At 67.9% G+C, this 26,446-nt stretch carries 23 protein-coding genes; 8 read left to right on the plus strand and 15 right to left on the minus strand.

Annotated features, from left to right (window positions below; all coding sequences use genetic code 11):
- Positions 1 to 26: 26 nt before the first annotated feature.
- Together glnD and typA are read right to left on the minus strand one after the other, a co-directional pair.
- A complete protein-coding gene (gene glnD / locus ASF31_RS13310) occupies positions 27 to 2,732 on the minus strand; it encodes a [protein-PII] uridylyltransferase (protein ID WP_055755090.1) in 2,706 nt (901 codons plus the stop codon).
- 51 nt (positions 2,733 to 2,783) lie between these two features.
- Positions 2,784 to 4,616, minus strand: a complete 1,833-nt coding sequence (typA, locus tag ASF31_RS13315; protein ID WP_055755091.1) for a translational GTPase TypA — start codon at positions 4,614 to 4,616, stop codon at positions 2,784 to 2,786.
- Between the two features lie 321 nt (positions 4,617 to 4,937).
- Here typA and ASF31_RS13320 point away from each other — a divergent pair, with 321 nt between their 5' ends.
- Positions 4,938 to 5,156 carry a hypothetical protein gene (locus ASF31_RS13320; RefSeq protein ID WP_156356060.1) on the plus strand — a complete coding sequence of 73 codons (219 nt, stop codon included), beginning with the start codon at positions 4,938 to 4,940 and terminating at the stop codon, positions 5,154 to 5,156.
- Here the strand turns inward: ASF31_RS13320 and ASF31_RS13325 are convergent.
- From ASF31_RS13325 to ASF31_RS13345, 5 genes are all read right to left on the minus strand, one after another.
- On the minus strand, positions 5,153 to 5,650 hold the full coding sequence (locus ASF31_RS13325; RefSeq protein WP_055755093.1) for a GNAT family N-acetyltransferase: 498 nt from the start codon (positions 5,648 to 5,650) through the stop codon (positions 5,153 to 5,155). The two genes, ASF31_RS13320 and ASF31_RS13325, sit on opposite strands and share 4 nt — an antisense overlap.
- A complete protein-coding gene (locus ASF31_RS13330; protein ID WP_055755094.1) occupies positions 5,650 to 6,084 on the minus strand; it encodes a DUF1178 family protein in 435 nt (144 codons plus the stop codon). Before ASF31_RS13330 ends, ASF31_RS13325 begins: the two co-directional genes overlap by 1 nt.
- A gap of 6 nt (positions 6,085 to 6,090) precedes the next feature.
- On the minus strand, positions 6,091 to 6,930 hold the full coding sequence (locus ASF31_RS13335) for a carbon-nitrogen hydrolase family protein (protein ID WP_055755095.1): 840 nt from the start codon (positions 6,928 to 6,930) through the stop codon (positions 6,091 to 6,093).
- Between the two features lie 3 nt (positions 6,931 to 6,933).
- Positions 6,934 to 7,191, minus strand: a complete 258-nt coding sequence (gene grxC, locus ASF31_RS13340) for a glutaredoxin 3 (protein WP_055755096.1) — start codon at positions 7,189 to 7,191, stop codon at positions 6,934 to 6,936.
- 72 nt (positions 7,192 to 7,263) lie between these two features.
- Complete coding sequence (locus ASF31_RS13345; protein WP_055755097.1) at positions 7,264 to 8,058, minus strand: ComF family protein; 795 nt, start codon at positions 8,056 to 8,058, stop codon at positions 7,264 to 7,266.
- On the opposite strand from ASF31_RS13345, the gene ASF31_RS13350 reads away from it, so the two are divergent.
- Positions 8,057 to 8,959 carry a methyltransferase domain-containing protein gene (locus ASF31_RS13350; protein ID WP_055755098.1) on the plus strand — a complete coding sequence of 301 codons (903 nt, stop codon included), beginning with the start codon at positions 8,057 to 8,059 and terminating at the stop codon, positions 8,957 to 8,959. The genes ASF31_RS13345 and ASF31_RS13350 overlap by 2 nt on opposite strands.
- On the opposite strand, the gene ASF31_RS13355 is transcribed toward ASF31_RS13350, so the two are convergent.
- The 4 genes from ASF31_RS13355 to ASF31_RS13370 are packed head-to-tail and all read right to left on the minus strand — an operon-like array spanning position 8,956 to position 11,872.
- Positions 8,956 to 9,144, minus strand: a complete 189-nt coding sequence (locus tag ASF31_RS13355; RefSeq protein WP_039246696.1) for a Flp family type IVb pilin — start codon at positions 9,142 to 9,144, stop codon at positions 8,956 to 8,958. The genes ASF31_RS13350 and ASF31_RS13355 overlap by 4 nt on opposite strands.
- Positions 9,145 to 9,169: 25 nt before the next feature.
- Positions 9,170 to 9,583 (minus strand): (deoxy)nucleoside triphosphate pyrophosphohydrolase, encoded by a 414-nt coding sequence (locus ASF31_RS13360; RefSeq protein ID WP_055755099.1) that lies wholly within the window; start codon positions 9,581 to 9,583, stop codon positions 9,170 to 9,172.
- The gene (argJ, locus tag ASF31_RS13365) at positions 9,580 to 10,974 is read right to left on the minus strand and encodes a bifunctional glutamate N-acetyltransferase/amino-acid acetyltransferase ArgJ (RefSeq protein ID WP_055755100.1); all 1,395 of its coding nucleotides are present in this window, start codon (positions 10,972 to 10,974) and stop codon (positions 9,580 to 9,582) included. The genes ASF31_RS13360 and argJ overlap by 4 nt, the downstream gene beginning before the upstream one ends.
- A 1-nt stretch (position 10,975) precedes the next feature.
- Positions 10,976 to 11,872 (minus strand): peptidylprolyl isomerase, encoded by an 897-nt coding sequence (locus ASF31_RS13370; protein ID WP_235551341.1) that lies wholly within the window; start codon positions 11,870 to 11,872, stop codon positions 10,976 to 10,978.
- Positions 11,873 to 12,114: 242 nt separating this feature from the next.
- Between ASF31_RS13370 and secA the strand changes: the two genes are divergently transcribed.
- Together secA and ASF31_RS13380 are read left to right on the plus strand one after the other, a co-directional pair.
- Complete coding sequence (secA, locus tag ASF31_RS13375; RefSeq protein WP_055755101.1) at positions 12,115 to 14,964, plus strand: preprotein translocase subunit SecA; 2,850 nt, start codon at positions 12,115 to 12,117, stop codon at positions 14,962 to 14,964.
- Between the two features lie 84 nt (positions 14,965 to 15,048).
- A complete protein-coding gene (locus ASF31_RS13380) occupies positions 15,049 to 16,209 on the plus strand; it encodes an aminotransferase class V-fold PLP-dependent enzyme (RefSeq protein WP_055755102.1) in 1,161 nt (386 codons plus the stop codon).
- Between the two features lie 13 nt (positions 16,210 to 16,222).
- Here ASF31_RS13380 and ASF31_RS13385 read toward each other — a convergent pair whose 3' ends face one another.
- On the minus strand, positions 16,223 to 17,119 hold the full coding sequence (locus tag ASF31_RS13385; RefSeq protein WP_055755103.1) for a hypothetical protein: 897 nt from the start codon (positions 17,117 to 17,119) through the stop codon (positions 16,223 to 16,225).
- 449 nt (positions 17,120 to 17,568) lie between these two features.
- On the opposite strand from ASF31_RS13385, the gene ASF31_RS13390 reads away from it, so the two are divergent.
- Both ASF31_RS13390 and ASF31_RS13395 read left to right on the plus strand, forming a co-directional pair.
- Positions 17,569 to 22,425: an NAD-glutamate dehydrogenase gene (locus ASF31_RS13390; protein ID WP_055755104.1), complete on the plus strand. Its 4,857-nt coding sequence runs from the start codon at positions 17,569 to 17,571 to the stop codon at positions 22,423 to 22,425.
- Between the two features lie 73 nt (positions 22,426 to 22,498).
- Positions 22,499 to 22,966: a universal stress protein gene (locus ASF31_RS13395; protein WP_055755105.1), complete on the plus strand. Its 468-nt coding sequence runs from the start codon at positions 22,499 to 22,501 to the stop codon at positions 22,964 to 22,966.
- Here ASF31_RS13395 and ASF31_RS13400 read toward each other — a convergent pair.
- A complete protein-coding gene (locus tag ASF31_RS13400) occupies positions 22,963 to 23,430 on the minus strand; it encodes a MarR family winged helix-turn-helix transcriptional regulator (RefSeq protein WP_055755106.1) in 468 nt (155 codons plus the stop codon). The genes ASF31_RS13395 and ASF31_RS13400 overlap by 4 nt on opposite strands.
- 125 nt (positions 23,431 to 23,555) lie before the next feature.
- Between ASF31_RS13400 and ASF31_RS13405 the strand changes: the two genes are divergently transcribed.
- On the plus strand, positions 23,556 to 23,975 hold the full coding sequence (locus ASF31_RS13405; RefSeq protein WP_369814644.1) for an organic hydroperoxide resistance protein: 420 nt from the start codon (positions 23,556 to 23,558) through the stop codon (positions 23,973 to 23,975).
- Here ASF31_RS13405 and ASF31_RS13410 read toward each other — a convergent pair.
- Both ASF31_RS13410 and timA read right to left on the minus strand, forming a co-directional pair.
- Positions 23,972 to 25,096 (minus strand): MltA domain-containing protein, encoded by a 1,125-nt coding sequence (locus tag ASF31_RS13410; RefSeq protein WP_055755108.1) that lies wholly within the window; start codon positions 25,094 to 25,096, stop codon positions 23,972 to 23,974. The genes ASF31_RS13405 and ASF31_RS13410 overlap by 4 nt on opposite strands.
- Positions 25,096 to 25,734, minus strand: coding sequence for a TIM44-related membrane protein TimA (gene timA / locus ASF31_RS13415; RefSeq protein ID WP_039246722.1), 639 nt, complete (start codon positions 25,732 to 25,734; stop codon positions 25,096 to 25,098). Before timA ends, ASF31_RS13410 begins: the two co-directional genes overlap by 1 nt.
- Positions 25,735 to 25,932: 198 nt before the next feature.
- On the opposite strand from timA, the gene secB reads away from it, so the two are divergent.
- The gene (gene secB, locus ASF31_RS13420) at positions 25,933 to 26,445 is read left to right on the plus strand and encodes a protein-export chaperone SecB (protein ID WP_017505358.1); all 513 of its coding nucleotides are present in this window, start codon (positions 25,933 to 25,935) and stop codon (positions 26,443 to 26,445) included.
- Position 26,446: the final 1 nt, after the last annotated feature.

The raw sequence follows: 26,446 nt of genomic DNA on the forward strand, positions 1-26,446 counted from the left end.
GACAGGGCGCGGAGGAAGGTTGTCGCTTAGCGCGCTTGTTCGCCGGGCGATACGGGCTTTGCGCGCGGGCTGCGGCGGCCCAGGTCGGAGACGTCGCGTGCGCTGGCGCGGGCCGAGGCGACCTTGCGTCCGGCGGGCGCGGGCGCGCGGCTGTCCAGCACGGCCTCAAGCGCGGTGCGCAGTTCGGCGATCCGCTGTTCCGAGGTGATCTTTCGCCCCTTGCGATCCACGACGTAGAAGCTGTCCACCGCCCGCTCGCCATAGCTGGCGACATGGGCGGAGCGGATGCTCAGGCCTTCGTCGTTGAACACGCGCGACAGGTCCGCCAGCAGGCCCGGCCGGTCGGCGCAGGACACCTCGACCACGGTGGCGACCTCGCTGGCGTGGTGATCGACCATGACCACGGGCCGGACTTCGAAGGCCGCCTTGCGCGCATTGCCGGTCGGATCGGGGGCCTGGCCGATGCGGCCCTCGCCCCGCGCGGCCTTTTCCAGGGCCTCGACCAAAGCCTTCAGGCGACGCGGCTCGGCCTGGCCATAGGGCAGGCCCGCTCCGTCCTGAACACGAAACACGTCCAGAACGACACCGTCCTCTGTCGCCACGCGGGCGTCGGTCACGTCGGCGCCCAGGGCGGCCATGGTCTGGGCCAGATCGGCGAACAGGCCCGGTCGGTCGGCCGCTGCGATGGAGATTTCGGTGGTCTGCACCGTCAGCCCCTGCACCGGCGCGGTGGGCGCGCTCTCGGCCGCCGCGCCCGTCTCGCGCGCCCGCTGGACCAGGGCCGGATGCGCCGCCAGCGGATCCTCGCGCGTCACGTCCTCGCCCCGGAACAGGGCGGCGACCTGATTGTAGAGGGTGCGCATCAGCTGACCCTTCCAGCCGTTCCACACCCCCGGCCCCACGGCCCGGATGTCGGCGACGGTCAGGACCAGCAGCATCCGCAGTCGCTCGGGATCGCCGACCAGTTCGGCGAATGCGCGGATCGTCGCCGGGTCCGACAGGTCGCGCTTCTGGGCATAGTCCGACAGCGCCAGATGGCTGCGCACCAGCCAGACCACCAGTTCGATCCGGCGCGGATCGACGCCCAGCCGCTCACAGGCCCGACGCGCGGCGATGGCGCCGTCCTCCAACTGCCCCCGCTCGCCGCCCTTGCCCACGTCGTGCAGCAGCATTCCCAGCATCAGGGCTTCCATGTCCGAGATCAGATGCACGATCTCGCTGGCCATGGGGTGGTCGGTCTTCAGCTTGCCGCGCGCGATGTCGTTGATGATGCCGATGGCCTGAAGCGTGTGCTCGTCGACCGTATAGGCGTGGTACATGTTGAACTGGGTCTGGCCGACTATCCGCCCCCATTCAGGCAGGAACCGGCCCAGTAAACCCGTCTCGTTCATGATGGTCAGGACGCGATAGGGCCGCTGCCCGTGCGCCAGAACGTCCAGGAACGCCCGCGTCGCCGCCGGATCGCGCCTCAGCCGGGGCGTCACCAGCGACAGCGAGCGCGTCACCGCCGAAAAGGCGTCCGGATGCAGGTCCAGGTCGTGCTTGTCGGCGCAGACGAAAAGGGTCAGCAGCTTGACCGGATCGGCGGCGAACACCTCCGGCCCCTCGACCGACAGACGCCCCTGATCGATCCAGAACCCCTCGACCTCCAGCTTGCGCCGGGGGGCGGGCCGGAACGGCGCCATCAGACGCGACAGGCCGTGCGCCGTCTTCTGGTGGCGCGCCTCAAGCTTGGCCGACATGGCGCGGGTCAGGGCGCCGACGTCGCGGGCCACCAGAAAGTATCGCCGCATGAACCGCTCGACCGCCGGCTCGTCGCCGCGCCCGCGCCAGCCCATGCGCCGGGCGACCTCGGGCTGCATGTCGAAGGTCAGCTTCTCTTCGGCCCGGCCCGCGATCAGATGCAGATGGATGCGGACCCGCCACAGGAAGTCGAACGCCTCGTCCGACGTTCGTCGCTCGCGCGGGGTGAACAGTTCGTCCATCACCGTGGCGCCCAGCCGACTTTCGGGCGCCAGGGACCGGGCGATCCAGTACAGGGTGTTCAGGTCGCGCAAGCCCCCCTTGCCGTCCTTGACGTTGGGTTCGACCTTGTAGCGGGTCGAGCCGGCCTTTTCGTGCCGGGCGGCCCGCTCCTCCAGCTTGGCGGCGATGAAGGGGCGCGGATCGGATTTCGACACCATGTCGCGAAACCGGCCGATCATCAGCTGGGCCAGCGCCTCGTCCCCCGCCAGCGGACGCGCCTCCAGCAGGGTCGTCCGCACCGTCATGTCGGTGCGCGACAGGTTCAGACACTCTTCGACCGAGCGCACCGCCGACCCGACCTTGGCCCCCAGGTCCCACAGCACATAGAGGACGAACTGGATCACCTGCTCGCCGCGCGGCGTCGCTTTGGACGATCTCAGAAACAGCAGGTCGAGATCGGAATGGGGCGCCAGCACGCCCCGGCCGTAGCCCCCGACCGCGACCAGGGCCAGCCGCTCGGCCTCGACCGGCGAGGTCGGCCACAGCGTCTGGGTCGCCACCCGCCACAGGCCGGCCAGCATCTCGTCGGCGGCGGCGGCGTACAGACGCGCCACATCGCGGCCCTTCATGCCGCCGTCCAGCTTGCGCTCCGCCCGGGCGCGGGCGGCGTCATAGGTCTCGCGCAAAACGACAGAGACCGCCGCGCGCGGGTCTTCCGCGCGGGCGGCCTCGTCAAGGCGGTCATCCAGACTGGGCGAGGCGTTCATGTCAGCCGTCTATAGGCCGCATCCCACCGCACGTCAGTCAGGGATTGCTGACTACTCCGGGCGAACGCGCTTCTTGCGGAACGACGGGTTCAGCGTCTGCTTGCGCAGGCGGATGGACTTGGGCGTCACTTCAACCAGTTCATCGTCGTCGATATAGGCGATGGCCTGTTCCAGCGACATCTGGCGCGGCGGCGTCAGGCGAACGGCCTCATCCTTGCCGGAGGCGCGGACGTTGGTCAGCTGCTTGCCCTTGATCGGGTTGACGTCCAGGTCGTCCCAGCGCGCGTTCTCGCCGATGATCATGCCCTGATAGGTCTTCTCGCCGGCGCCGACGAACATGATGCCGCGGTCTTCCAGGTTCCACAGGGCGAAGGCGGCGGTTTCACCGTCAGAGTTCGAGATCAGAACGCCCTTCAGACGACCGGCGATGGCGCCCTTGTGCGGCTCATAGTGGCTGAACACGCGGTTCAGCACGCCCGAACCGCGCGTGTCGGTCAGGAATTCGCCTTGGTAACCGATCAGCGAACGCGACGGCGCCTTCAGGCTGATGCGGGTCTTGCCGGCGCCCGACGGGCCCATGTCGGTCATTTCGGCCTTACGGGCCGACAGCTTCTCAATGACGATGCCCGAGAACTCGTCGTCGACGTCGATCATGACGTCTTCGATCGGCTCCAGCTTCTCGCCGTTCTCGCCGGTCTGGAACACCACGCGCGGACGCGAGATCGAAACCTCGAAGCCTTCGCGGCGCATGTTCTCGATCAGAACGCCCAGCTGCAGTTCGCCACGGCCCGCGACTTCATAGGCGTCGCCGCCTTCGGTCGTGGTCACGCGGATGGCGACGTTGGCCTCGGCTTCCTTCAGCAGGCGATCACGGATGACGCGCGACTGGACCTTGTCGCCTTCGCGACCGGCCAGGGGGCTGTCGTTGACCGAGACGGTCATCGAGATGGTGGGCGGATCGATCGGCTGGGCGGGCAGAGGCTCGGTGACTTCCATGGCGCACAGGGTGTCGGCCACGGTCGCCTTGGACATGCCGGCGATGGCGACGATGTCGCCCGCTTCCGAACCCTCGTCCAGAGCCTGACGCTTCAGGCCGCGGAAGGCCAGCACCTTGGTGATGCGGCCGCGTTCGATTTCCTTGCCTTCACGGTCCAGGGCGTGGATCGCCATGCCGGGAACGGCCTTGCCGCTCTCGATGCGGCCGGTCAGCAGACGGCCCAGGAACGGATCGCTTTCGATCAGCACGTCCAGCATGCGGAACGGCTTGTCGCGGTTGGCCTGGACGGCGGGCGGCGGCACGTGGTCGACGATCAGGTCGAACAGCGGGGCCAGATTGTCGTTGGGCTGGTTCAGGTCCAGCGTCGCCCAGCCGTTGCGGCCCGAGGCGTAGATGTGCGGGAAGTCCAGCTGCTCGTCCGTCGCGCCGATGGCGGCGAACAGGTCGAAGGTCTCGTTGTGGACGCGGTCGGGATCAGCGTGGGCGCGGTCGACCTTGTTGATGCACAGGATCGGGCGCAGGCCCATCTTCAGCGCCTTGGTCAGCACGAACTTGGTCTGAGGCATGACGCCCTCTTCGGCGTCGACCAGGATGACGCAGCCGTCCACCATGCCCAGGATGCGCTCGACCTCGCCGCCGAAGTCGGCGTGGCCGGGGGTGTCGATGATGTTGATGCGGGTTTCACCCGCCTTGCCGTTCCAGAGCACCGAGGTGCACTTGGCCAGGATGGTGATGCCGCGCTCTTTTTCCTGGTCGTTGGAGTCCATCGCGCGCTCGGTCTGCGCCTCGTTGGCTCGGAAGACGCCGGACTGGGCGAGCAGTTGGTCCACCAGGGTCGTCTTGCCGTGGTCGACGTGGGCGATGATGGCGACGTTGCGCAGGTTCATTTGAGTATCGCGAAAAGGCGCGGCCGGCATACGGGCGGCCGCTGGTCATGAAAAGGCATGCGGGAGGCGCGCGCCTCTTACAGGCATGTGGACAGAAAGACCAGAGCGGGCGTTCGTCGCGCCGATCCCCGCCTTACCGATATTTCATACCCGACGCCGCATCCGACGCCGCTTACGGACGCCTCCTTCCCCCGACGGGCCTGACACAGGCCCATTCCGATGGGAGATGACGATGGGTTTGATGATCGCAGCGGCGCTTGCCGCCGCCTTGGCCTCGGGCGAAGCGCCGGACATGCATGTGAACGCCGAGGGGCTGAAAACATGGCCCGACCGGGCGAAGTCATGATCCTGGCCAGCCGGATCCGCGCCGCCAGCCGCGACTGGTGCGCCGTCCATCGCGCCGTCCTGACCCCCGACAGCCTTGGCGACGCCAGCGTCTGCGAGCGTGAAATGAGACGCCGGGCCTATGTCGCCCTGCCCCGTCCTCAACGCATGCATTTCGTGCGCGCGGGCGGCCAGACCGCGCTCAATCGGCGCTAGAGCGGTCGCAGCATATAGCGGGCGTCGGCGCCGTAGCTGGCCAGTTTGGCCGCCATGGCCTCCGCGGGTTGCTCGACGAAACCGTGTCGCGACCAGAAGCCGACAGCGTCATTGACCGCGACCAGGGCGATGGCGGGCCAGCCGTCTTCCGTCGCCTTTTCGGCCAGTCGCTCGACGATGGCGCCGGTCACGCCCCCGCCCCGCGCCTCGGGGTGCAGGGCCAGATCGTGCAGATAGATCAAACCCGGCTGAGCCGGCAGGCCCTCGATCACCGTGTTCAGCGGCGGCGCGCTCTCGGACTTCCACGGATAGGCGATCAGATAGCCCCGCGCGGCGCCGTCGCCCTCCCCCAGCACGAAACAGCCGCGCGGATAAAGCGCCAGCCGGTTTTCGAAACAGGCGCGATCCTCGAAGTGGTCGGGAAACGACAGCCGCGCTACCTCCACCACCGCATCGATGTCCGTAGGCCGCATGGGCCGCCATTGCAGGGTCATCAGTTCACCTTGGACGGGTCTGGCGGCGCGTCAGGCAGGGCGGATACCGGAACACCGTCGTCCTTCAGCTTCTTCACCTCGGCGGGCGTGGCCTCGCCATAGATTTCGCGCTTCTCGGATCGGCCCTCGTGGATGTCGCGCGCCTCGCGGGCGAATGTGTCGCCGACGTAGTCGAAGTTGGCCTCGACATGGGCGCGGACCTCGCGGGCGGCGGCCATCATCATCGTCTGCATCTTGGCGGCGGCGTCAGAGGCGGGATCGGCCTTGCGAGCGCCGCTGACGGCCGGGGCCATGATCGCCTTGTCGACCGCGTGCGAACCGCAGAACGGGCATTCCACCAGCCCCCGCGCCGCCTGGTCGTCATAGTCGGTCGAGGAGCCGAACCAGGCTTCGAAGGCGTGGGCCTGGTCGCATTTGAGGGCGTAGCGGATCATGGGGCGTCAAACAGCGGGCAGGAAATCGCGATCGTGGGTCAGGCAGGGCACGGCGGCGCGCGCCCTGGCCACGGCCTCCATGTCCAGTTTCGCACGCACGATGCAAGGCTCGTCGTGATCCGCCTTGGCGATGATCTCGCCCCACGGGCCGACGACGGTGGATCGCCCCCAGGTGCGGCGAGCATCCTCGTGCAGTCCGCCCTGCGCCGGCGCCAGGACGAAGGCCCCCGTCTCGATGGCGCGGGCGCGCAACAGGGTTTCCCAATGCGCCTCGCCCGTCGGCGCGGTGAAGGCGGCCGGCACGGCGATCATCGACGCTCCCGCCTTGGCCAACTGGCGATGCAGATGGGGAAAGCGGATGTCGTAGCAGATGGTCAGGCCCAGCCGACCCCAGGGCGTGTCCGCCACCGCCGCCCCGTCGCCGGGCCTCACCGTCGCGCTTTCGCGATAGGTCTCGCCATTGGGCAGGTTCACGTCGAAGACGTGCAGCTTATCGTATCGGGCCACGATCCCGCCCGACGCATCGATCAGCAGCGACCGATTGGCGGCGCGGCCGTCTCCCGCTTGGTCTGACCGGACGATGGCCGAACCGATCAGCAGCCAGACGCCCAGTTCCGCCGCCAGACGACGCAGACCCAGAACGGCGACGTCCTCGTTCTCGGTCGTGATCGCCGCATCGCGCCGGTCTCGGCGCTGCTCCAGGACATTGGTCCCCTCGGGCGTCAGGATGAACTTCGCTCCGCCCGACGCCGCCTCGCGGATCAGGGGCTCGACATGGGCCAGCGCCTCTCGCGCCGTCGCCGGCGTGCGCGTCTGGATCAGGGCGATGTCGAGCCCGCTGCTCATGGATCAGGCGGCCAGAAGTCCGTCCAGCTTGCCGTCGCGATCCAGCGCGTGGATGTCGTCGGAACCGCCGACGTGCTGGCCGTCGATGAAGATCTGCGGGAAGGTCATGCGGCCGCCCGACTTCTCGACCATCTCGGCCTTCTTGTCGGGATCGTTGGAGGCGACGATCTCGGTATAGTCCACGCCCTTTTTCTTCAGGAGCGACATGGCGCTGAAGCAGTAGGGGCAGCCAGGCTTGGTGTAGATGACGACGTCGGCCAAGTTCAGATCTCCAAAATAAAATCCAGCGCCCTCAAGCAGCGAGCCGCCGCGCGGCGAGCGATAGGGCGCTCTTCACATAGTCAGTTCACGGGCGTTTCGCACCCGCGCGATGACGGCGAGATCCACGGCGCGCGCTCCGGCGTCGATCAGGGCGCGCGCGCAGGCCTCTCCGGTCGCGCCAGTGGTCAACACATCGTCGATCAGAAGGATGCGTCGCCTCCGGATCCGACGCCGGCCCGCCTCGGTCACGGAGAAGGCCTGCTTGACGTTCAGCCGCCGCCCGCGCTGGCTCTTGCCGCCCTGGCTGGTCGTGTGGGTCGTGCGGACCAGACCGTCGGGCAAATAGTCGCGGCCGGCGTGCCGGGCCAGCGGCCGGGCGATTTCGGCGGCCTGATTGAAGCGCCGCGACAACAGGCGAAACCGATGCAGCGGCACGGGCAGGATCACGTCCGCGTCTTCGACCAGATCGGCGGCGGCGCGTCCGATCCAGCGCGCGAACAGGGGCGCGAACTGTTGCTGGTCCCCGTGCTTGAACCTCAGGATCAGGCCACGCGACGCCTCGTCATACAGGCAAGCCGCGCGCGCTCTCTCGAACGCATAGGGCTTGGCGATACAGGCGGCGCAGCGATCCTCGGCGAAGGCGCCGCCGTCAAAGTCGAAGGCCGCCCCGCAGCCGTCGCAGACCGGCGCTTCCAGAAATTTGATCCGGCTCCAGGCATCGGGCGTCAGGCCGGCCGCAGCCGTCGCCTCTCGGCTGTCATGCGCCATCGGCGGCAGGATCAGGTCGGCCAGTCCCCGCCCCGCTCCGCGCAAGTGACGGCCCGCCCCTTCCCAGGCGCGTCGCCAACCCCCATCCTGTGCGTCCATGACCGCCCCCCAATCCCCTTCCGACGGCCCCCCGCGCATCTTCGACGCCGTTCGACGTCAGGCGCGGTTGGCGCGGTCTGCCGCCCGGTTCCCCCAAGCCGACTTCCTGCACGCCCGCGCCGCCGCCAACGCCGCCGAGAGCCTGGAAGCCATACTGCGCGATTTTCCCGCTGCGGTCGATCTGTCCGCTCATCCAGGCGTGTTCGATGCGGCGGTGCGGTCCAGCGACGCCGCCGGACGCGTCGGTCCCATCCAGACGCCCGTCTCCCTGGCCCAGCGTGCAGCGCCGGGTGCGGACGCGCTGCCGCTGGCCGACGCCTCGACCGATCTGATCGTCTCCCTTTTGACCCTTCACTGGGCCAATGATCTGCCGGGCGCCTTGGCCCAGATCCGGCGCGCGTTGAAACCGGACGGCCTGTTCATCGGCACGCTGTTCGGCGCGGGCACCCTGAAAGAGCTACGCGCCGTCCTGACCGAGGTCGAACTGGAGGAGCGCGGCGGCGCCCAGGCGCGTGTCTCGCCCTTCGCTGACGGCTATGACGGGGCGGCCCTGTTGCAGCGCGCCGGGTTCGCCCTGCCGGTGTCGGACGTGGACCGCTTCACCGTCCGCTACACCGACCTGTTCGCCTTGATCCGCGACCTGCGCGCCATGGGCGAGACCAACGTGCTGCACGGACCCGTTCGGCCGCTAAGCCGCCGCATCGTGGCGCGCGCCGCCGCCCTCTATGCCGAGCGATACGGTCTCGACGACGGCCGCATCCCGGCGACGTTCGAGATCATCCATCTGGCCGGCTGGAAATCCCACGACAGCCAGCAGAAGCCCCTGCCGCGCGGCTCGGCCAAGACGCGGCTGGCCGATGCGCTGGGCGTCAAGGAAATGACGGGCGAAGAGCCGGACTAGCTGATCGCGGCCTGTATGGCGGCGCTCAGCTTGTTCACTGTGGCGGCCAGGCCGCCGTTCTGGCTGTTCGCCAAGGCGCTGATCGAGGTCACGATCGCCAGGAAGATCAGGGCGCAGAGCAGCCCGTATTCGATGGCTGTGGCCCCGCTCTCATTGCGTAGGAACCGGCCGATAAGACGTCGCATGGCCGGCCTCCCTGGTCGGCGGTGGTCAGAGCAGGTCGCGCAACCAGGCGACCAGAGGTTCGTCCGCCGGAGGCAAGGGATAGTCCGAAAGCTTGCTCGGCTTCACCCAGGCGAGGCCGTCGTGTTCACGCGCCGTGACCACGCCGTCCCACCGTCGGCACAGATACAATGGCATCAACAGGTGAAACGAATCGTAAGCGTGACTGGCGAAAACGAACGGCGACAGACAGTTTTCGCTAACGTCGATCCCCAGCTCTTCCTTCAGCTCGCGGATCAGCGCCTGTTCCGGCCGCTCTCCGGGCTCGACCTTGCCGCCCGGAAACTCCCACAGACCGGCCAGCTTCTTGCCCTCGGGACGCTTGGCGATCAGAACCCGCCCATCCACGTCAACCAGGGCGACGGCGACGACCAGGACGGTGGGAAGCGGCGCAGCGGTCACGAGCGATAGTCGCCGTTGATCTCGATGTAGCCCTTGGTCAGATCGCAGGTCCACACGGTCGCCGACGCCCGGCCCGAACCCACGTCGACGGTGATGTCGATCTCGGGGTTCTTCATATAGGCGGTCATCTTGGCCTCGTCGTAGGTCGGCGACGGGGCGCCGTCGATCGCGGCCTGGTGCGGGCCGAACTTGATGGCCAGACGGTCGCGGTCGACCGGTTCCTCGGTCTTGCCCACCGCCATGACGACCCGGCCCCAGTTGGCGTCCTGACCGGCGATGGCCGTCTTGACCAGGGGGCTGTCGGCGATGGACTTGGCCAGCTTGCGGGCCGAGGCGGGCGAGGCGGCGCCGTCCACCGTCACCTTGACGAACTTGGTCGCGCCCTCGCCGTCGCGCACCAGCTGGTGCGCCAGATCCAGCATCACCTTGTCCAGCGCGGCCGAGAAGCTTTTCAGGCGACGGTCCCCGACCCGCCCGATGCGCGGCGCACCCGAGGTTCCGGTGGCGAACAGCAGGGCCGTGTCGTTGGTCGAGGTGTCGCCGTCCACCGTCACGCTGTTGAAGGTCGTGCGGACGTGCAGGCCCAGCAGGGCCTGAAGCACGTTCGGATGGATGTCGGCGTCGGTGACGATGAAGGCCAGCATGGTCGCCATGTCCGGCGCGATCATGCCCGACCCCTTGGCGATACCGGCGATGCGGACCTTGTAGCCCTCGATCTCGGCCTCGGCGTAGGATCCCTTGGGGAAGGTGTCGGTGGTCATGATGCCGCGCCCGGCCCTGGCCCAGGCGTCGGCGTCCAGTCCTTGCTCGATCTCGGGCAGTTTGGCGACGATCTTCTTTTCGTCCAGCACCACCCCGATCACCCCGGTCGAGGCCAGCATGACGTCGCGCTGGCGACAACCGAACCGTTTGGCGACCTCCGAGGCCGTGCGCCGCGCCGCGTCCGCGCCGGCCTTGCCGGTGAAGGCGTTGGCGCATCCGGCGTTGATCACCAGGGCGCGCACATCCTTGCCGCCCTCGGCCCCGGCCAGATGCTTCTTGCACCAGTCCACGGGCGCCGAGCCGATCTTGTGGCGGGTGAAGACCCCGGCGCAGCTGGTCCCCCGCGCGAACCGGAACACCACCAGGTCGTCGCGCTCATGCTTGTAGAAGCCGGCGCGCGCGGTCGCGATCTCGACCCCGCCGATCGGCGGAATGGTCGGGAACGGCACGGCCAGGGGCGAGATGGCCAGACCCGGCTTGCCGGCGGCGGCCGGCGCAGGCGCGGCGGCTGGCGCCGCATCCGATCCCGGCGTGCGGGTTGCGCGCTTCAGCGCCGTGGCGAACGGGTCCAGCGCCTTTTCGAATGCATGCTCGATCTTCTGGCCGGTCGTAGAGGGAGGCTTGGTCATGTTAGGCGCCCGGAGAAGCGGAAGGAGCAGGCGATGCGGGCGGCGTCTGCGCGGGCAGGCGCACATCGACCTTGGCCTTGCCGCGCAGTTGCTCCAGCAACTGCCGCACGCCCTCATAGGTCAGATAGCGCACGATCTGCGGCCGCGCCTGCTCCAGCGTCGGCGGGTTCTCCTTGCGACGGTCCTCGACCCTCAGAACGGCCCAGCCGCCCTCGGTCTGGAACGGTCCGACGGTCGAGCCGGCCGGCTTGTCGCGCAGGGCGTCGGCATAGGCTTGGGGCATCACGTCCAGCGTCGAATAGCCCAAATCGCCGCCGGAAAACCGCGTCGCCTCGTCGATCGACCGCTCCGCCGCCACCGCCTCGAAGCCAGCGCCCTGACCCAGAATGCCGATCACGGCGTCCGCCTCGGGCTTGGTGCGCGACAGGATCAGCCGCACGCGGATCTCTTCCGAGGTCTTCGCCAGCCGCAGCTGCTCATTATACAGGGTCTGTACCGCCTGGTCCGAGACGGCCTTGTTGACCACGCTCTCGACCAGCATGTCGCCCAGGATACGCTCGCGCGTCGCTTCCAGACGCCGCTGCGCCAGGGGCGAGGAATCCAGTCGGCGCCGCTGCGCTTCGCCGGCCAGCAGTTTCTGGTCGATCACCTCGTCCAGCACGCGGCTGAAAAGGTCCGAGGTCGCATCCAGCGCCTCGCCCTCGCCGATCAAACCCTGGGCCACCGCCTCGCGCTTCACGTCCGAGGCCCAGATGGTCTCGTCCTGCACCGTCGCCACGGCCTGATCTCCCGGTTCGGGCGGCCGGTCGTCGCCGGATCGCGAACAGGCGGCGGTCGAAAGCGCCGCCGTCAGAAGCGCCGCGGTCAGGATGCGTGAAGATCGCCGGAATGGGGTCAAGGGGGCGCTCCGTCGAAGGCGGCCGAAAGCCCCTCGCGTTGACAGGGGTTAGGCCGGTGCTTAAGTCCCGCCTGCGCCCAAGTCGAGGGGTTTTGATCGTCTGCGCGGCCCTTCGCGCGCGCCTGATGCGGCGCTCCGGGGCCGCGATCGGTCAGGGCCTCTCTCGCGGCGTCCGTATCGCCGCCCCTCACGGGATTTCAGAGCCGCTCCTCTAATGACGCTCGACCTTTACCGGATCTGACATGCTCGGCTTCGCCAAGAAACTTTTCGGCTCTTCCAACGACCGCAAGGTCAAGGCCTTCCAGGACCACGCCCAGCGCATCAATGCGCTGGAGCCCAAGTTCGCGGCCCTGTCCGACGACGAACTGCGGATGATGACCGACGCCTTCCGCGACCGGCTGGCGAACGGCGACACGCTGGAGAAGATCCTGCCCGAGGCCTTCGCCGTCGTGCGCGAGGCCTCCAAACGGGTGCTGGGCCAGCGTCAGTATGACGTGCAGCTGGCCGGCGGCATGATCCTGAACGAAGGCGGCATCGCCGAGATGCGGACCGGCGAGGGCAAGACCTTGGTCGCCGTGGCGCCCGTCTATCTGAACGCCCTGCCCGGCAAGGGCGTCCACGTCATCACCGTCAACGACTACCTGGCCCGCCGCGACGCCGAAACGATGGGCAAGGTCTATCGCTTCCTGGGTCTGGAGGTCGGCGTCATCGTCAACGGCCTATCTCAGGGCCAGCGCCAGCAAGCCTACAACGCCGACGTCACCTACGGCACCAACAACGAGTTCGGCTTCGACTATCTGCGCGACAATCTGGTCTACGACCGACGCGAAATGGTGCAGCGTCCGCACAACTTCGCCATCGTCGACGAGGTCGACTCCATCCTGATCGACGAGGCGCGCACGCCTCTGATCATCTCGGGTCCGACCGAGGACCGATCGGACCTCTACAAAATCCTCGACGGCCTGATCAAGGAGCTGATCAAGGACAAGGAGTCCTTCGAGCTCGACGAGAAGCAGAAACAGGTCCTGCTGACCGAGCTGGGCTCCGAGCGGATGGAAGAGGCGCTGGAAGCCGGCGGTCACTTCGCCGCCGACACCACCGGCCTGTACGACGCCGCCAACATCAGCCTGGTCCACCACGCCAACCAGGCCCTGCGCGCCAATACCCTGTATCAGCGCGACAAGGACTATATCATCAAGGGCGGCGAGATCGTTCTGATCGACGAATTCACCGGCCGTATGATGACCGGCCGTCGCCTGTCCGAAGGCCTGCACCAGGCCATCGAGGCCAAGGAAGACGTCAAGATCCAGCCCGAGAACCAGACCCTGGCCTCGGTGACGATCCAGAACTATTTCCGCCTGTACCAGAAGCTGTCGGGCATGACCGGCACGGCCGCGACCGAGGCCCAGGAGTTCGGCGACATCTACAAAATGGACGTGCTGGAGGTGCCGACCAACCGGCCGATCCAGCGCAAGGACTATGACGACGAGGTCTATCGGACCCACGCCGAGAAGAACCAGGCCATCGCCAAACAGATCGCCGAATGCCACCTGGCCGGTCAGCCGATCCTGGTCGGCACCGTGTCGATCGAGCGTTCGGAACAGCTGTCGGACCTGCTGAGCAAGTTCGAGTACAAGGTCGAGGTCTCGCGCACGCTGAAGCCGGAATATGCCGGCAAGGCCAAGGAAGCCGAAAAGATCGGCGACGCCGCCTATGACATCACCTACGAAACCAAGCTGCGCGGCATTCCGCACAGCGTCCTGAACGCGCGCCAGCACGAGCAGGAGGCCTATATCGTCGCCGACGCCGGCCTACCGGGCGTGGTGACCATCGCCACCAACATGGCCGGCCGCGGCACCGACATTCAGCTCGGGGGCAACCTCGAAATGAAGATGCAGAAGTGGATGCTGGAACAGCGCAATATGGCTGTCGAAGTCTCCCACGAAATGGAAGTGGCCCAGGAGGCCCAGTTCAAGGCCGACATCGCCGTCCAGAAGAAGATCGCACTCGACGCCGGCGGTCTGTTCGTCCTGGGCACCGAACGCCACGAGAGCCGCCGGATCGACAACCAGCTGCGCGGCCGCACCGGCCGTCAGGGCGACCCCGGCACCTCGAAATTCTACCTATCCTGCGAGGACGACCTGCTGCGCATCTTCGCCGGCGACCGTCTTGACTCGATCATGAAGACCTTCGGCGTGGCGGAAGGCGAGGCCATCACCCACCCCTGGTTGAACCGCGCCATCGAGACCGCCCAGAAGCGCGTCGAGACCCGCAACTACGACATCCGCAAGAACCTGCTGAAATACGACGACGTCGTGAACGACCAGCGTAAGGCCGTGTTCGAGCAGCGCCAGGAGTTCATGGACTCCGAGGACCTGTCCGAACTGGTCGGCGACTTCCGCCGCGACGTGGTGTCCGACCTGGTCGAACGCTACATGCCGCCCAAGGCCTATGCCGAACAGTGGGACATCGACGGCCTGGACGAGCGCGTCCGCTCGACCCTGGGTCTGGAGCTGCCGCTGCACGACTGGGCCGCCGAGGAAGGCGTGTCGAACGAGGAGATCGAGGACCGGCTTCTGGCCGCCGCCGACGCCCGCGCTGCCGAACGCCTGGAGCAGATCGGCGCCGACCAGACGCGCGGTCTCGAAAAGCAGTTCATGCTGCAGATGATCGACATGCAGTGGCGCGAGCATCTGGTCCACCTGGACCATCTGCGCGGCGTCATCGGCCTGCGCGGCTATGGCCAGCGCGACCCGCTGAACGAATACAAGACCGAGGCCTTCTCCCTGTTCGAGAGCCTGCTCTACGACCTGCGCCACAACGTCACGCGCTGGCTGATGACGGTCGAGTTCCGCTTCCAGGCCCCGCCCGAACTGCCCGAGTTCCAGGAAATCCACCTGAACCCCGGCACCGGCGAGAACGAGATGGCTGATCCGTCGGCCCAGAACCCGGAAGGCACGCTGATCGGCGACGACCGTTCCAAGCTGCCGGTCGAGATGCTGCCGCCGGGCTGGGAAATGACCGGCCGCAACTCCCCCTGCCCCTGCGGCTCGGGCCGCAAGTTCAAACACTGCCACGGGTCTCTCGTTTAAGAGGCGCGCTACCCGGGGCGCTATCGCTCGCCGCGTGGCGGCTCGCTGCTTGAGCGCTGGGTGAGATGTCCTAAAAGAAGAGGGATGACCTACAAGTCCCTCTTCTCCCGCGCCCTGTCAGCGGCGCCCGGTCGGCTGCATTTCGCCGCGCACAGCCATCACCTGTGGCCCGACGCCAGTTTCGAGGCGCAGCAGCAGACCTGGCTCGACGCCAATCTGCATGCCGACCACAAGTGGGATCTCGTCTTCGGTCAGGTGATCCCCGAGGCCCAGGCCCATGTCGCGGCTGAGCTGGGCCTGCCCTCGCCCGACAGCATCGTCTTTTCGTCCAACACCCACGACTTCCTGCTGCGTCTGTTTTCGGGCGTGGAGACCAAGCCGGTCCGCATTCTGGCGACCGACGGCGAATTTCACTCCTTCCGTCGTCAGGCCGAACGGTGGGAAGAGGTCGGGGCGGCGCTGGTCACGCGCGTTCAGCTAGCCCCTTTCGACACCTTCGCTGACCGCTTTATCGCCGAGGCGTCCAAGGGCGGTTACGACTGGATTGTGGTCAGCCAGGTCTTCTTCCGCACCGGGGGCCTGTTCGACCGGATCGAGGAGCTTGCCGCCCTGGCGAGACCCGAAGGGCCTTGGGTGCTGATCGACGGCTATCACGGCTTCATGGCGACCCCGACCGACCTGTCGGCGGTGGCGGACCGGGTCTTCTATGTCTCCGGCGGCTACAAATACGCCATGTCGGGCGAGGGCGTCTGCTTCCTGCACGCCCCGCCCGGCTTCTGCCCGCGTCCTGTCGTCACCGGCTGGTTCGCGGAGTTCGGCGACCTGTCGGGGCCTCCCGGCGGCGTCCAGTACCGCAGCGACGGCGGTCGCTTCTGGGGCGCCACCTTCGACTGCACCCCGCTGTATCGCTTCAACGCCGTGCGCCGAATGCTGGATCAGCAGGGCTTGGACACCGCCGCCATCGCCGCCCATGCGCGCGATCTGGCGACCAGGTTCCAGCAGGCCGTTCAGGGTGGACAGGCCGGGGTGTTGTCGCAGGCCGAAATCCTCAATCCGGTCGAGGGCGACGCGCCGCGCGCCCGTTTCCTCGCCCTGCGTCATCCCGACGCCCAGGCTTGGTGCGCCGGTCTGCGGGCGGCGAACATCGTCACCGATGTGCGCGAGGACGTCATCCGCTTCGGCTTCGGCCTGTATCAGGACGCCGAGGACGTCGATCGCCTGATCGAGGCCTGCCGATCCCTCTGATCAGTAGAAGGGATCAGTAGAAGGTCGTGTCGTCCTGCTTGCTGGGCGCCGGGGCCGTGCGCGGCGGCGTCCTCGGTTGGTTCGATGCGGGCGGACTCGCCGGGCGGGCTTGAGGCGAGGGCGGCGTCGGCGTGGTCCCTCCCGCCGGCGCATTGACCGGAGGGATCGCCGGCAGGTCCGGATAGGGCATGGCCGAGGGGCGGGCGTCCTGCGCCGGCGCCGCTTCATCGGGCGCGATCGGTCCCGCATCGGAATGGCCCAACCGGTCGGGCGCGCCGACATCGTCCCGGATGAAGGCCCAGGCCTGCCGGTCCGAGCAGCCGCAGGCCTTCAGGAAGCCCTGCTTGTCACGCCACAGGATCAGCGGATAGCTGATATCCACGCCGGACTCCTTGAGCAGCTGGCTCAGCCGTTCGTTGAAGCGGCGGCCGGCCTCGACCACGGCGGTGCGCGCCAGATTGCCGTCCGCCTGCGGCACGCCGGCAGCGGTCCAGCTGTTCGCCGGCGTCGCCATCCAGCGTTGATACAGCGGCCAGTCCCGCGTCAGCCACAGCTCCGCAACCGTCGCCCGCTCCGCCGCCGTCGATTGCGCCGCGCCTTCCAGATCGGGGCGGGCGAACAGGATGTAGCGCGTCTCGATCCCCGCCGCCTTCAGCTTGGGCGCCTCGTCGCGCGCGTAACGCAGGGCCGAGGCGCTGTCGCGATAGGTGACGATATACAGGGCCTGTCCCCCACTGCCGTCCGACACCCAGGACGCCTCGTCCAGCAGTTGCTGCACTTCGGCCTGATTGCGGCTGATCGTGACCGGCTGGAACCGCGAATAGAAGTTCCAATAGGCCCAGTATCCGGCGCCGGCGAGCAGCAGGCCGACCACGGCCGCCACGATCGAACCCATCAAAAAGCGACGCATGTAATCGGGTGCTCCAGCTTCACCGTTGACCCATCCTAACGCATAGCATCGGAATCCGTTGTCGCCCGCATTCGCCGACGTCTTCATCGCCGCTCAGAGGCGCCAAAATGTCGCGAAAGATTCCGCCCGATCCGCTCTTGAACGGCGCAGGGGGCTTCCCATTTTCGATTTCGACGCTGCGGGACACTCCCCCTCCGAACCGCAGCGAAGCGAAGCCGGCGCCCTCCCCTCCCCTCCAGGCGCCGCTCGCGCAGGCCGCCGGACTCCCCCAGTCCGGCGGCTTTCTGCTTTGTGGCGCTGCACAATAATTCCAACCTGATCACTGATCATTACAATGAACGGTCGCCAGGGGCTTCCCGAGCGACCGGACCTGGCCTAGTCAGCGGGGGTGGCGCCTCGTCGCGCCGCATCCCTTGCGGCCCTGCCGCGTCGTTCGAGACTGCTCGTCCATGACCGCCCACGATCTGCGCCAACCCGTTCAGCCGATCACCAAGGCCGCGCTGGAGGCGGCCTTCGCCAAGATCGTGGGGACCGGGCCCGGCGCAGTCGAACAGACCTATCTGACCCAGGCGCACGAAGACTATTCCGCCGATGAGACGCCTGAGCTGAGCGGCGAGGATCTGGCCGCCCTGCTCGCCGCCTCTTGGACCGCCGCCAAGTCCTATCCGACCGACGCGGCCGCTCCCGCCATCACCGTCGGCCCGCTGCACGGCGCATCGGACAAGGTGCTGGATTACGATCTGGTGCGCATCGTCCAGTCCGACGCTCCCTTCCTGGTCGACAGCGTCATGGGCGCCCTGGCCGAGGCCGCCGTGTCCGTGCGCGCCCTGTTCCACCCGGTGGTCGAGCTGGACGGCCGCCGCCTGTCGATCATCATGCTGGTCATCGACAGCGTGCCTCAGGAGCGTCGCGACGCCCTGGGCGAAGGCCTGGCCCAGAGCCTGTCGGACGTTCACGCCGCCGTCGCCGATCACGACGCCATGACGTCTCTGATGCGCCAGGCCGTGCAGCGTCTGGAAGAGACCCCGCCCCCGGTCGATCCCGCCGTCCTGGCCGAGAACATCGCCTTCCTGAGATGGCTGAAGAGCGACCATTTCGTCTTCCTGGGCGCGCGCGACTACGACTACCCTCTGAACGCCGACGGCGACTATGAGGCCGAGGCGCCGCTGGGCCTGTCCACTGACGGCCTGGGCATTCTGGCCGATCCCGAGCGCACCGTGCTGCGTCGCGCGTCGGAACCCGCCGTACTGACGCGCCAGATGCGCCGCCAGCTGGATCTCAGCGAACCGGTAACGGTGGCCAAGGCCAACGCCCGCTCGCGCGTCCACCGCCGCGCCTACATGGACTATGTCGGGGTCAAGCGTTACGGCTCGGACGGCAAGGCGACGGGCGAGACCCGTTTTGTCGGCCTGTTCACGTCGGAAGCCTACGACCAGCTGGCGACCGAGGTGCCTCTGCTGCGTCGCAAGGTGGCCAACGCCCTGGCCCGCGCCGACAAGGCGCCTGGCAGCCACAATGAGAAACGCCTCAAGAACATCCTTGAGAATTATCCGCGCGACGAGCTGTTCCAGGTCAGCGAGGACGAGCTGCTGTCCATCGCCCTGGGCATCCTTCACCTCTACGACCGGCCGCGCATCCGCCTGTTCTCGCGCCAGGACCCGTTCGACCGCTTCGTCTCGGTCCTGTGCTTCATCCCGCGCGAGAAGTTCGATTCCGCCGTGCGCGAACGCATCGGCCAGATCGTCGCCCGCGCCTGGGGCGGCCGCATCTCGGCCTGGTATCCGCAACTGTCGGACGCGCCCCTGGTGCGCATCCATTACATCATCGGCGTAGAGCCCGGCGCCCACCCGATCCCGGACGCCGCCCAGCTGGAGGCCGACGTCGCCGAGGCCGGTCGCGGCTGGGTCGATCGTTTCGAAGGCGCCCTGCGCCGCTCGGGCGTCGAGGAAGTCGCCGTCGGTCCGCTCAGCGCCCAGTGGGCCAAGGCTTTCGGCGCCGCCTATCGCGATCGCTATGACGCCGACGAGGCCGCAACCGACCTGCAATACGTGAACCGGCTGAACGAGACGGGTCTGCCGGGCGAGGGCAAGGCCGTCGCCGTGCGCGCCTTCCGCACGCCGGACGACAGCCGTCTGCAGTTCCGCTTCAAACTCTATCGTCGCGGTCCGGCCGTGCCCCTGTCCGATGTCTTGCCGATCCTGGCCGATATGGGTCTGAAGACGCTGGAGGAATACGGCTATCCGATCCGTCCGATGGGCGAGGAGGAGATCCACGTCCACGAGTTCCTGATGGAGGATCCGCGTGGCGAGGCGCTGGTCTTCGACGATGTGAAGGGCCCGTTCGAGGATGCCTTCGCCGCTGTCTGGACCGGCCGCAACGAAAGCGACGGCTTCAACCGTCTGGTGATCGAACTGGGCGTGGAATGGCGCGACGCCGCCCTGATCCGCACCCTGGCCCACTATCGTCAGCAGACGGGTCTCGACCCCTCCCAAACGGTGCAGGAAGAGGCCCTGCGCGAATATCCCGACGTGGCGCGCGCTTTGCTGTCGCTGTTCAAGGCCAAGTTCGCGCCCGAAGGGGGCTCGGCTGACGACCGCGCGCCGGCTGTCGCCGAGCTGGACGCCAAGATCGTCACTCTGCTGCAGGACGTGAAGAGCCTGGATCACGACCGGGCCCTGCGCCGCATCGCCGCCCTGATCGGCGCGATCAAGCGCACCAACTATTTCCAGCTGGACGCCGACGGTCAGCCCAAGCCGCACATCTCGATCAAGATCGCCTCGCGCGAGCTGGACGACCTGCCGCTGCCCAAACCCTATCGCGAAATCTTCGTCTGGGCGCCGCATGTCGAGGGCGTGCACCTGCGCTTTGGTCCCGTCGCCCGCGGCGGTCTGCGCTGGTCGGACCGTCGCGACGACTTCCGCACCGAGGTCCTGGGCCTGGTCAAGGCGCAGCAGGTCAAGAACGCGGTCATCGTGCCGGTCGGCTCCAAGGGCGGCTTCTATCCCAAGCAACTGCCCCGCACGACGGACCGCGAGGCCATCCAGGGCGAGGCCATCCGCGCCTATCGCACCTTCCTGTCCGGCCTTCTGGACATCACCGACAACATCGCCGCCGACGGTTCGGTGACCCATCCGGCCAATGTCATCGCCTGGGAAGGCGACGACCCCTATCTGGTCGTGGCCGCCGACAAGGGCACGGCGACCTTTTCCGACATCGCCAACGGCGTCTCGGCGTCATACGGCTTCTGGCTGGGCGACGCCTTCGCCTCGGGCGGCTCCATCGGTTATGACCACAAGGCCATGGGCATCACCGCGCGCGGCGCGTGGGAGGCGGTCAAGCGCCACTTCCGCGAAATGGGCAAGGACATCCAGACCCAGCCCTTCACCATGGTCGGCGTCGGCGACATGTCCGGCGACGTCTTCGGCAACGGCGTCCTGCTGTCCAAGGCGACGCGTCTGGTCGCCGCCTTCGATCACCGCGACATCTTCATTGATCCGAACCCGGATCATGTGACCAGCTGGGTCGAGCGCAAGCGTCTGTTCGACCTGCCGCGCTCGTCCTGGCAGGACTATGACAAGGCGCTGATCTCGGAGGGCGGCGGCGTCTTCTCTCGCTCGGCCAAGTCGATCCAGCTGACGCCGCAGATTAAGGCGGCCCTGGACATCGCCGAGGACGAACTGGACCCCGTCAGCTTGATCCGCGCCATCCTGAAGGCGCCGGTCGAACTGCTCTATCTGGGCGGCATCGGCACCTATGTGAAATCGGCGGCCGAAACCGACGCCCAGGTCGGGGACAAGGGCACCGACGCCCTGCGCATCAACGCCGACGAACTGCGGGTCAAGGTGGTGGGCGAGGGCGCAAACCTCGGCTTCACCCAGGCGGGACGCATCGCCTTCGGTCAGGCCGGCGGCCGCATCAACACCGACGCCATCGACAACTCCGCCGGCGTCGACACCTCCGACCACGAGGTCAACATCAAGATCCTGGTCGGCTCGGCCGTGACCAACGGCGTCCTGCCGGCCGAGGAGCGCACGCCGCTTCTGGCCTCCATGACCGACGAGGTCGGCCTCAAGGTGCTGGCTCACAACTACGACCAGACCCTGGCCCTGACCCTGCAACAGGCCGAAGGCGTCGGCGCCCTGGACGCCCAGCAGCGGTTCATGCAGAGCCTGTCGGCGCGTGGAAAGCTGGACCGCAAGGTCGAGGGCCTGCCCAACGACGCCCGCGTCAAGGAGCTGATGACGGCGGGCATTCCGCTGGCCCGGCCGGAGCTGGCCGTCCTGATGGCCTACGCCAAGCTGGAGCTGTCGGACGATATCGTCGCCTCTCAGGCGCCCGAGGATCCCTTCTTCGAACAGATCCTGGTCCGCTACTTCCCAGAGGCCCTGGCCCGGTTCGAGCCGGAGATGAAGAGCCACCGTCTGCGGCGCGAGATCATCGCCACCGTCATGGCCAACGAAGTCGTCAACATGTGCGGCCCGACCTTCCCCGACCGCCTGCGCGGCTCGGCGGAATGCGACACCACCGCCCTGATCATCGCCTTCGAGGCGGCCCGCCGCGTCTTCCGTCTGGACGAAGCCTGGGACGCCGTTTCGGCCCTGGACCTGAAGATCTCGGCCGAGGCCCAGATCGCCCTTTATCAGGAGATCGCCGTCGTCCTGCGTCGTCAGACCTTCTGGCTGGCCCGCCGCGCAAAGGGCGGTCTGTCGGTTCAGGCCCTGATCGACCGCTATCGTCCGATCGCCGACGCCTTGCAGGCCGAGGGCGCGCCGGTCCTGTCGCGCTTCGAACAGGGGCGCCTGGATGCGCGCGTCAAACGTTTCGCCGACCATGGCGCGCCTGAGGATTTGACCCGCAGCATCGCCATCATGCGCCCCCTCGTCGCCGCCTCCGACATCGGGGATCTGGCGCAGGAGGCGAACTGGCCGGTCGCAGCCATGGCGCGCCTGTATCATCAGGTCGGGGCCGCCTTCGACTTCGACCGTCTGCGCGCCGCCGCCGGCTCCATTCCGTCTGCGGATCATTTCGATCGTCTCGCCGTCCGTCGTCTGATCGAGGATCTGATGAACGAGCAGGCGGCCCTGACCCGCGCCGTCGCCCGCGCCTCCGATCCGTCGGTCGGAGTCAGCGAGGACGCGGCCGAGGCCGCCGTGGACGCCTGGATCGGCTCCAAACAGGCGACGGTCGAGGGCGTGCGCGCTTCGGTGGACGAGATCGAACAGTCGGGCTCGGGCTGGACCTTCGCCAAACTGACGATCGCCAACGCGACGATCCGCGATCTGGCGACGGCGGCCGTGAATGGCTGAGCAGCGGGTCTTCGCTTGACGAAGCCGTCGTCGCACGGCCTCTTCAGGCGCTGATCAGGCTGGGGAGGCCGCAATGCCGAGAAAGTTCCTCGTCGTCGTCGATGACAGTCCGGAGTTCGAGGCCGCCCTGCGGTTCGCCTCGCGCCGGGCGAAATCGACGGGCGGGCGCGTGGTCATGCTGCGCGTCCTGCCGACCGACAGCGACGCCCACTGGTCGGGCGTGCGCGAGGAAATCGAACGCCAGCAGCGCCAGGAGGCGGAAATCCTGCTGAACCGCTTGGGCGAGGAGGCGCAGACCCGCTCCGGCGCCGCGCCGGTCTTCCTGATCGAAAAGGGCGACGCCCAGGCCGCGATCAAGAAGGTCGTCGCCGCCGATCCCGACATCAAGATCCTGGTGCTGGCCGCGGGAACCAGCTCGCGCGGCCCCGGCCCGCTGGTCTCGGCCATCATCAAACAGGGCGCGCAGATCGGCGGCCGAAAACTGCCCGTCACCATCGTCCCCGGCGAACTGACCGAAGACGAGATCGAAGACCTGGCCTAGCCCTCGGCCGGCGGCTGGGCGGCCCGCAGCTTGTCGCGCAGCGCCCCCAGGCCTTGGCGCAGGTCGGTCAGCGCTTCGGGCGTCATCTCGGTGGCGTCCAGCACCGACTGCGGCAGGCAGGCGGCTTCGACAGCCAACGCGCGTCCTGCATCGGTCAGGCTGACGCGCACCACCCGCTCATCCGCCCTGTCGCGCGCCCGCGTCACCAGCCCGGCCGCCTCCAGCCGTTTGATCAGCGGGGTCAGGGTATTGGATTCGAGAAACAGCTGCTCGCCCAGCCGGCCGACCGTCTGTTCGTCCTCACGCCAGAGCAGGGCCATGGCCAGGAACTGCGGATAGGTCAGGCCCATCCGGTCCAGCAACGGCTTGTAGAACCGGTTAAACGCCAGGTTCGCCGAATAGGCGGCGAAACACAGCATGTCATCGACAGCCATGGCAGCGGAGGAGGGGGCGGGTGAGGTCATAGGCAGATAATAATCGCACGCGATACAATCGCAAGCTTGACGCCTCCTACCGGGCGCACTAAATCACGTCACGCGATTAAATCGCGCACGATATTTACGCCCTCCCGGAGCTGATCCCCATGTCCATCAACACCCTGTACCGCACCACCGCCGTCGCCACGGGCGGCCGCGACGGCCGCGCCGCCACCACTGACGGCTCCCTGGATGTCGCCCTGGGCACGCCCAAGGAGCTGGGCGGCGCCGGCGTCGGCAATAACCCCGAACAGCTGTTCGCGGCTGGCTACGCGGCATGCTTCCTCGGCGCCATGAAGTTCGTCGCCTCTCAGGGCGGTCACGCCAAGGTGCCTGCCGACGCCGCCGTCAACGCCACGGTCGGCATCGGTCCGCGCAGCGACAAGGGCTTCGGCCTGGAGGTGGCGCTGGAGGTCAGCCTGCCGGGCGTGGATCGCGCCGAGGCCGAAGCCCTGGTCGCCGAGGCGGATACCGTCTGCCCCTATTCGCACGCCACGCGGGGCAATATCGCGGTGACCCTGACCGTCGCCTAACCCTTCGGGACCAGGCGCCACATTCGCAAGGGGTGGCGCACGGTCCCGGCTTCAGCCCCTGCGCGGTCGCCGCGACCCATATAGAGGTCGGCGCGCACCGGTCCGCGAATGGCCGATCCCGTGTCCAGCGCCATGGCCAGACCGCGATAGCTGGCCGTGGCGCCGCGCAGATTGCCCCCGTCGGCCTCCAGCCAGACCAGTTCGCCATAACGCCAGTGGGCCGGGTCGACCGCGATGGCCCGCCGCTCAGTCAGGGGCACGCCCGCCGCCCCCGCCGGGTGGCCGTCATCGTCCGGGTCCAGCCGGAAGAAGATGTAGCGTGGGTTCAGCACCATGACCGCCTGCGCCTCATAGCCCCGGTGGCTGGCCAGCCAGTCCCGGATCGCATCGCCGGAGGTGCCGTTCTGCGGCAACAATCCCTGCTGCGCCATCGGTCGGGCGATGCCCACGAACGGCTTGCCGTTGTCGGCGGCATAGGCGGCGCGGCCGCGCGTGCCGTCCTCGAACGTCAGATAGCCCGACCCCTGGATCTGCAGAAAGAACAGGTCCTCGGCCCGCATCCAGGCCAGGGCCTGCTCGGGCCGAGCGGCGGATTCGATATAGGCCCGGTCGCCGGCCGCGCGTGGATTGGCGGGCTTGGGCAGGACGGGGGCCGAGAACTCGGCGTCCGGTCGTCGCCGCGCCGGATATTCGGGCGCGAAATAGGAGGTCAGCAGGCCCGGTCGCCCGTCCGGCGTCTGAGCCGGGATCGCGCTGAAGCTGGCCTCGAAGAAGGCGCGCGCCTGCGACGGCGTGATCGTCATCGTCGTCGCCATGGCCTTAGCGCGTCCACAGACCCGGCGTGCGACCTCGTCACGCGCCGCGCCGCACCCGTCCACATAGGCCCGGAAGGCGGCCAGATGGTCCTCCTGGCTCCAGCCCGGCAGCACAGCGGGGCTCAGGGCGTCGGACGGCGCGGAAGGCGCGGTCGGATTGGGCGAGGGCGTATAGGGAACCGGCCCCGTCTGCGGCCCTGTCGTCCCCGTCGCGCCCGTCGGCGTCATCGGCCCGGTCGAACAGGCGGCGACAGCCAGGGCGGCCGTCAGCGTCGCCAGCGCGCCCGACCGGCCGCGAACCGCCATCAGGCGTTGGCCGGCTCGACGCGCGCCAGGACCCAGTTCGGGTCCGTCGCGCCCAGGGTGCGTTCGAAGGTCCAATGCTCGGCCGTGCGGCGTTCCTCGACCAGCGGCTCGCCCGTCGTCGCGTCCGCCGTTTCGCCAGAAGCCTTGGTCACCCGACTGCGCAGTTCGGCCAGGAAGCGCACCTTGGCCACGGCCTTGTCGCCCTCGGCCACTGCGCCTTCCAGATCGGCCCGGGGCGGATACAGGAACTCGACCGTCTCGGTCTCGCCACGCGTCTCGCGCGCTGCGATGCCGGTCTCGAACGAGGCGAAGACGTTGGGCTTCAGCAACGGCTTCAGCGCGGCCCGGTCGCCGGCGGCGTAGCCGCGCACGATGGTCTCATAGGCCTGACGCGCGCCGTCCAGGAAACGGGCCGGGTCGAACGCGGGATCGCGCGCCTTCAGGCTGGCGATGGAGGCCAGGGTCGCCGGGTCGATCGCCGCGACCTTGGGCGTTTCGGCCTGGGCCGGGCCGGGCGGCGCGATCTTGGCGTCTTCCTGCGGCTGACGGCCCACCCGCTTGCCCAGCACATTGTAGAGCTGGAACAGCACAAAGGCTGCGATGAAGGCGAAGACGACGACCTGGAACTGAACCGGCATGTTCAAGAGGAGATTCCTGTAGCGAACGACGGGTGCGCCAAACACTTAGTCTAGCGTGATTACGGGCTCATATAGGGTGAGGCAAGGCGAAGCGCGCCCCCAATCGCGCGCGCGACGTTGCGGCCAAGCGTCCCGGCATGGTAGTCGCGGCGCCTCATTCCGGCCTCATCGGCCCCAAACTGCGCCAAAGACCGTTTCATGACCGACGCCGCTCCTCCCGCCGAACAGCCCCAGCAAGGCGACGCCCAGCAGGGCCAGCCCGCCGGTCCCGGCTTCCGCATCCTGGCGCAATACGTTCGCGACTTCTCGTTCGAGAACCCGCGCGCCCCGGAATCCCTGCGCATCGACGGCAAGCCCGCAATCGACCTCGGCGTCGAAATGGCCGCCCAGGGCCGCCCCGACGGCCTGTTCGAACTGGACCTGAAGCTGTCGATCAAGGCGACGCACGAGAACCAGCCCGTCTTCCACGTCGAACTGGTCTATGGCGGCCTGTTCCAACTGGCCAATGTCCAGGAGCAGGACATCGAGCCGCTGCTGCTTATCGAATGCCCGCGCTACCTGTTCCCGTTCGCGCGCGAGATCATCTCGGGCGCCACGGCCGACGGCGGCTTTTATCCCCCGTTCCAGCTGGACCCGATCGACTTCGCCGCCATCTACATCGCGCGCCAACAGCAGATCGCCCAGCAGCCGGTCGAAACCGGCCAGGCCTAAG

The sequence above is a fragment of the Brevundimonas sp. Leaf280 genome (assembly GCF_001422455.1).
Lineage (GTDB): Bacteria > Pseudomonadota > Alphaproteobacteria > Caulobacterales > Caulobacteraceae > Brevundimonas.

Bases quoted from the DNA above. Each gene is read 5' to 3' on its own strand.
- typA (WP_055755091.1), bottom strand. From the start codon at position 4,616: ATGAACCTGCGCAACGTCGCCATCATCGCCCACGTCGACCACGGCAAG.
- secA (WP_055755101.1), top strand. From the start codon at position 12,115: ATGCTCGGCTTCGCCAAGAAACTTTTCGGCTCTTCCAACGACCGCAAG.
- ASF31_RS13335 (WP_055755095.1), bottom strand. From the start codon at position 6,930: ATGAGCAGCGGGCTCGACATCGCCCTGATCCAGACGCGCACGCCGGCG.
- ASF31_RS13400 (WP_055755106.1), bottom strand. From the start codon at position 23,430: ATGACCTCACCCGCCCCCTCCTCCGCTGCCATGGCTGTCGATGACATG.
- ASF31_RS13395 (WP_055755105.1), top strand. From the start codon at position 22,499: ATGCCGAGAAAGTTCCTCGTCGTCGTCGATGACAGTCCGGAGTTCGAG.
- ASF31_RS13410 (WP_055755108.1), bottom strand. From the start codon at position 25,096: ATGGCGGTTCGCGGCCGGTCGGGCGCGCTGGCGACGCTGACGGCCGCC.
- timA (WP_039246722.1), bottom strand. From the start codon at position 25,734: ATGCCGGTTCAGTTCCAGGTCGTCGTCTTCGCCTTCATCGCAGCCTTT.
- secB (WP_017505358.1), top strand. From the start codon at position 25,933: ATGACCGACGCCGCTCCTCCCGCCGAACAGCCCCAGCAAGGCGACGCC.
- ASF31_RS13385 (WP_055755103.1), bottom strand. From the start codon at position 17,119: ATGCGTCGCTTTTTGATGGGTTCGATCGTGGCGGCCGTGGTCGGCCTG.
- ASF31_RS13320 (WP_156356060.1), top strand. From the start codon at position 4,938: ATGGCCCGACCGGGCGAAGTCATGATCCTGGCCAGCCGGATCCGCGCC.
- ASF31_RS13325 (WP_055755093.1), bottom strand. From the start codon at position 5,650: ATGACCCTGCAATGGCGGCCCATGCGGCCTACGGACATCGATGCGGTG.
- ASF31_RS13390 (WP_055755104.1), top strand. From the start codon at position 17,569: ATGACCGCCCACGATCTGCGCCAACCCGTTCAGCCGATCACCAAGGCC.
- ASF31_RS13350 (WP_055755098.1), top strand. From the start codon at position 8,057: ATGACCGCCCCCCAATCCCCTTCCGACGGCCCCCCGCGCATCTTCGAC.
- ASF31_RS13380 (WP_055755102.1), top strand. From the start codon at position 15,049: ATGACCTACAAGTCCCTCTTCTCCCGCGCCCTGTCAGCGGCGCCCGGT.
- ASF31_RS13355 (WP_039246696.1), bottom strand. From the start codon at position 9,144: ATGCGACGTCTTATCGGCCGGTTCCTACGCAATGAGAGCGGGGCCACA.
- argJ (WP_055755100.1), bottom strand. From the start codon at position 10,974: ATGACCAAGCCTCCCTCTACGACCGGCCAGAAGATCGAGCATGCATTC.
- ASF31_RS13345 (WP_055755097.1), bottom strand. From the start codon at position 8,058: ATGGACGCACAGGATGGGGGTTGGCGACGCGCCTGGGAAGGGGCGGGC.
- glnD (WP_055755090.1), bottom strand. From the start codon at position 2,732: ATGAACGCCTCGCCCAGTCTGGATGACCGCCTTGACGAGGCCGCCCGC.
- ASF31_RS13330 (WP_055755094.1), bottom strand. From the start codon at position 6,084: ATGATCCGCTACGCCCTCAAATGCGACCAGGCCCACGCCTTCGAAGCC.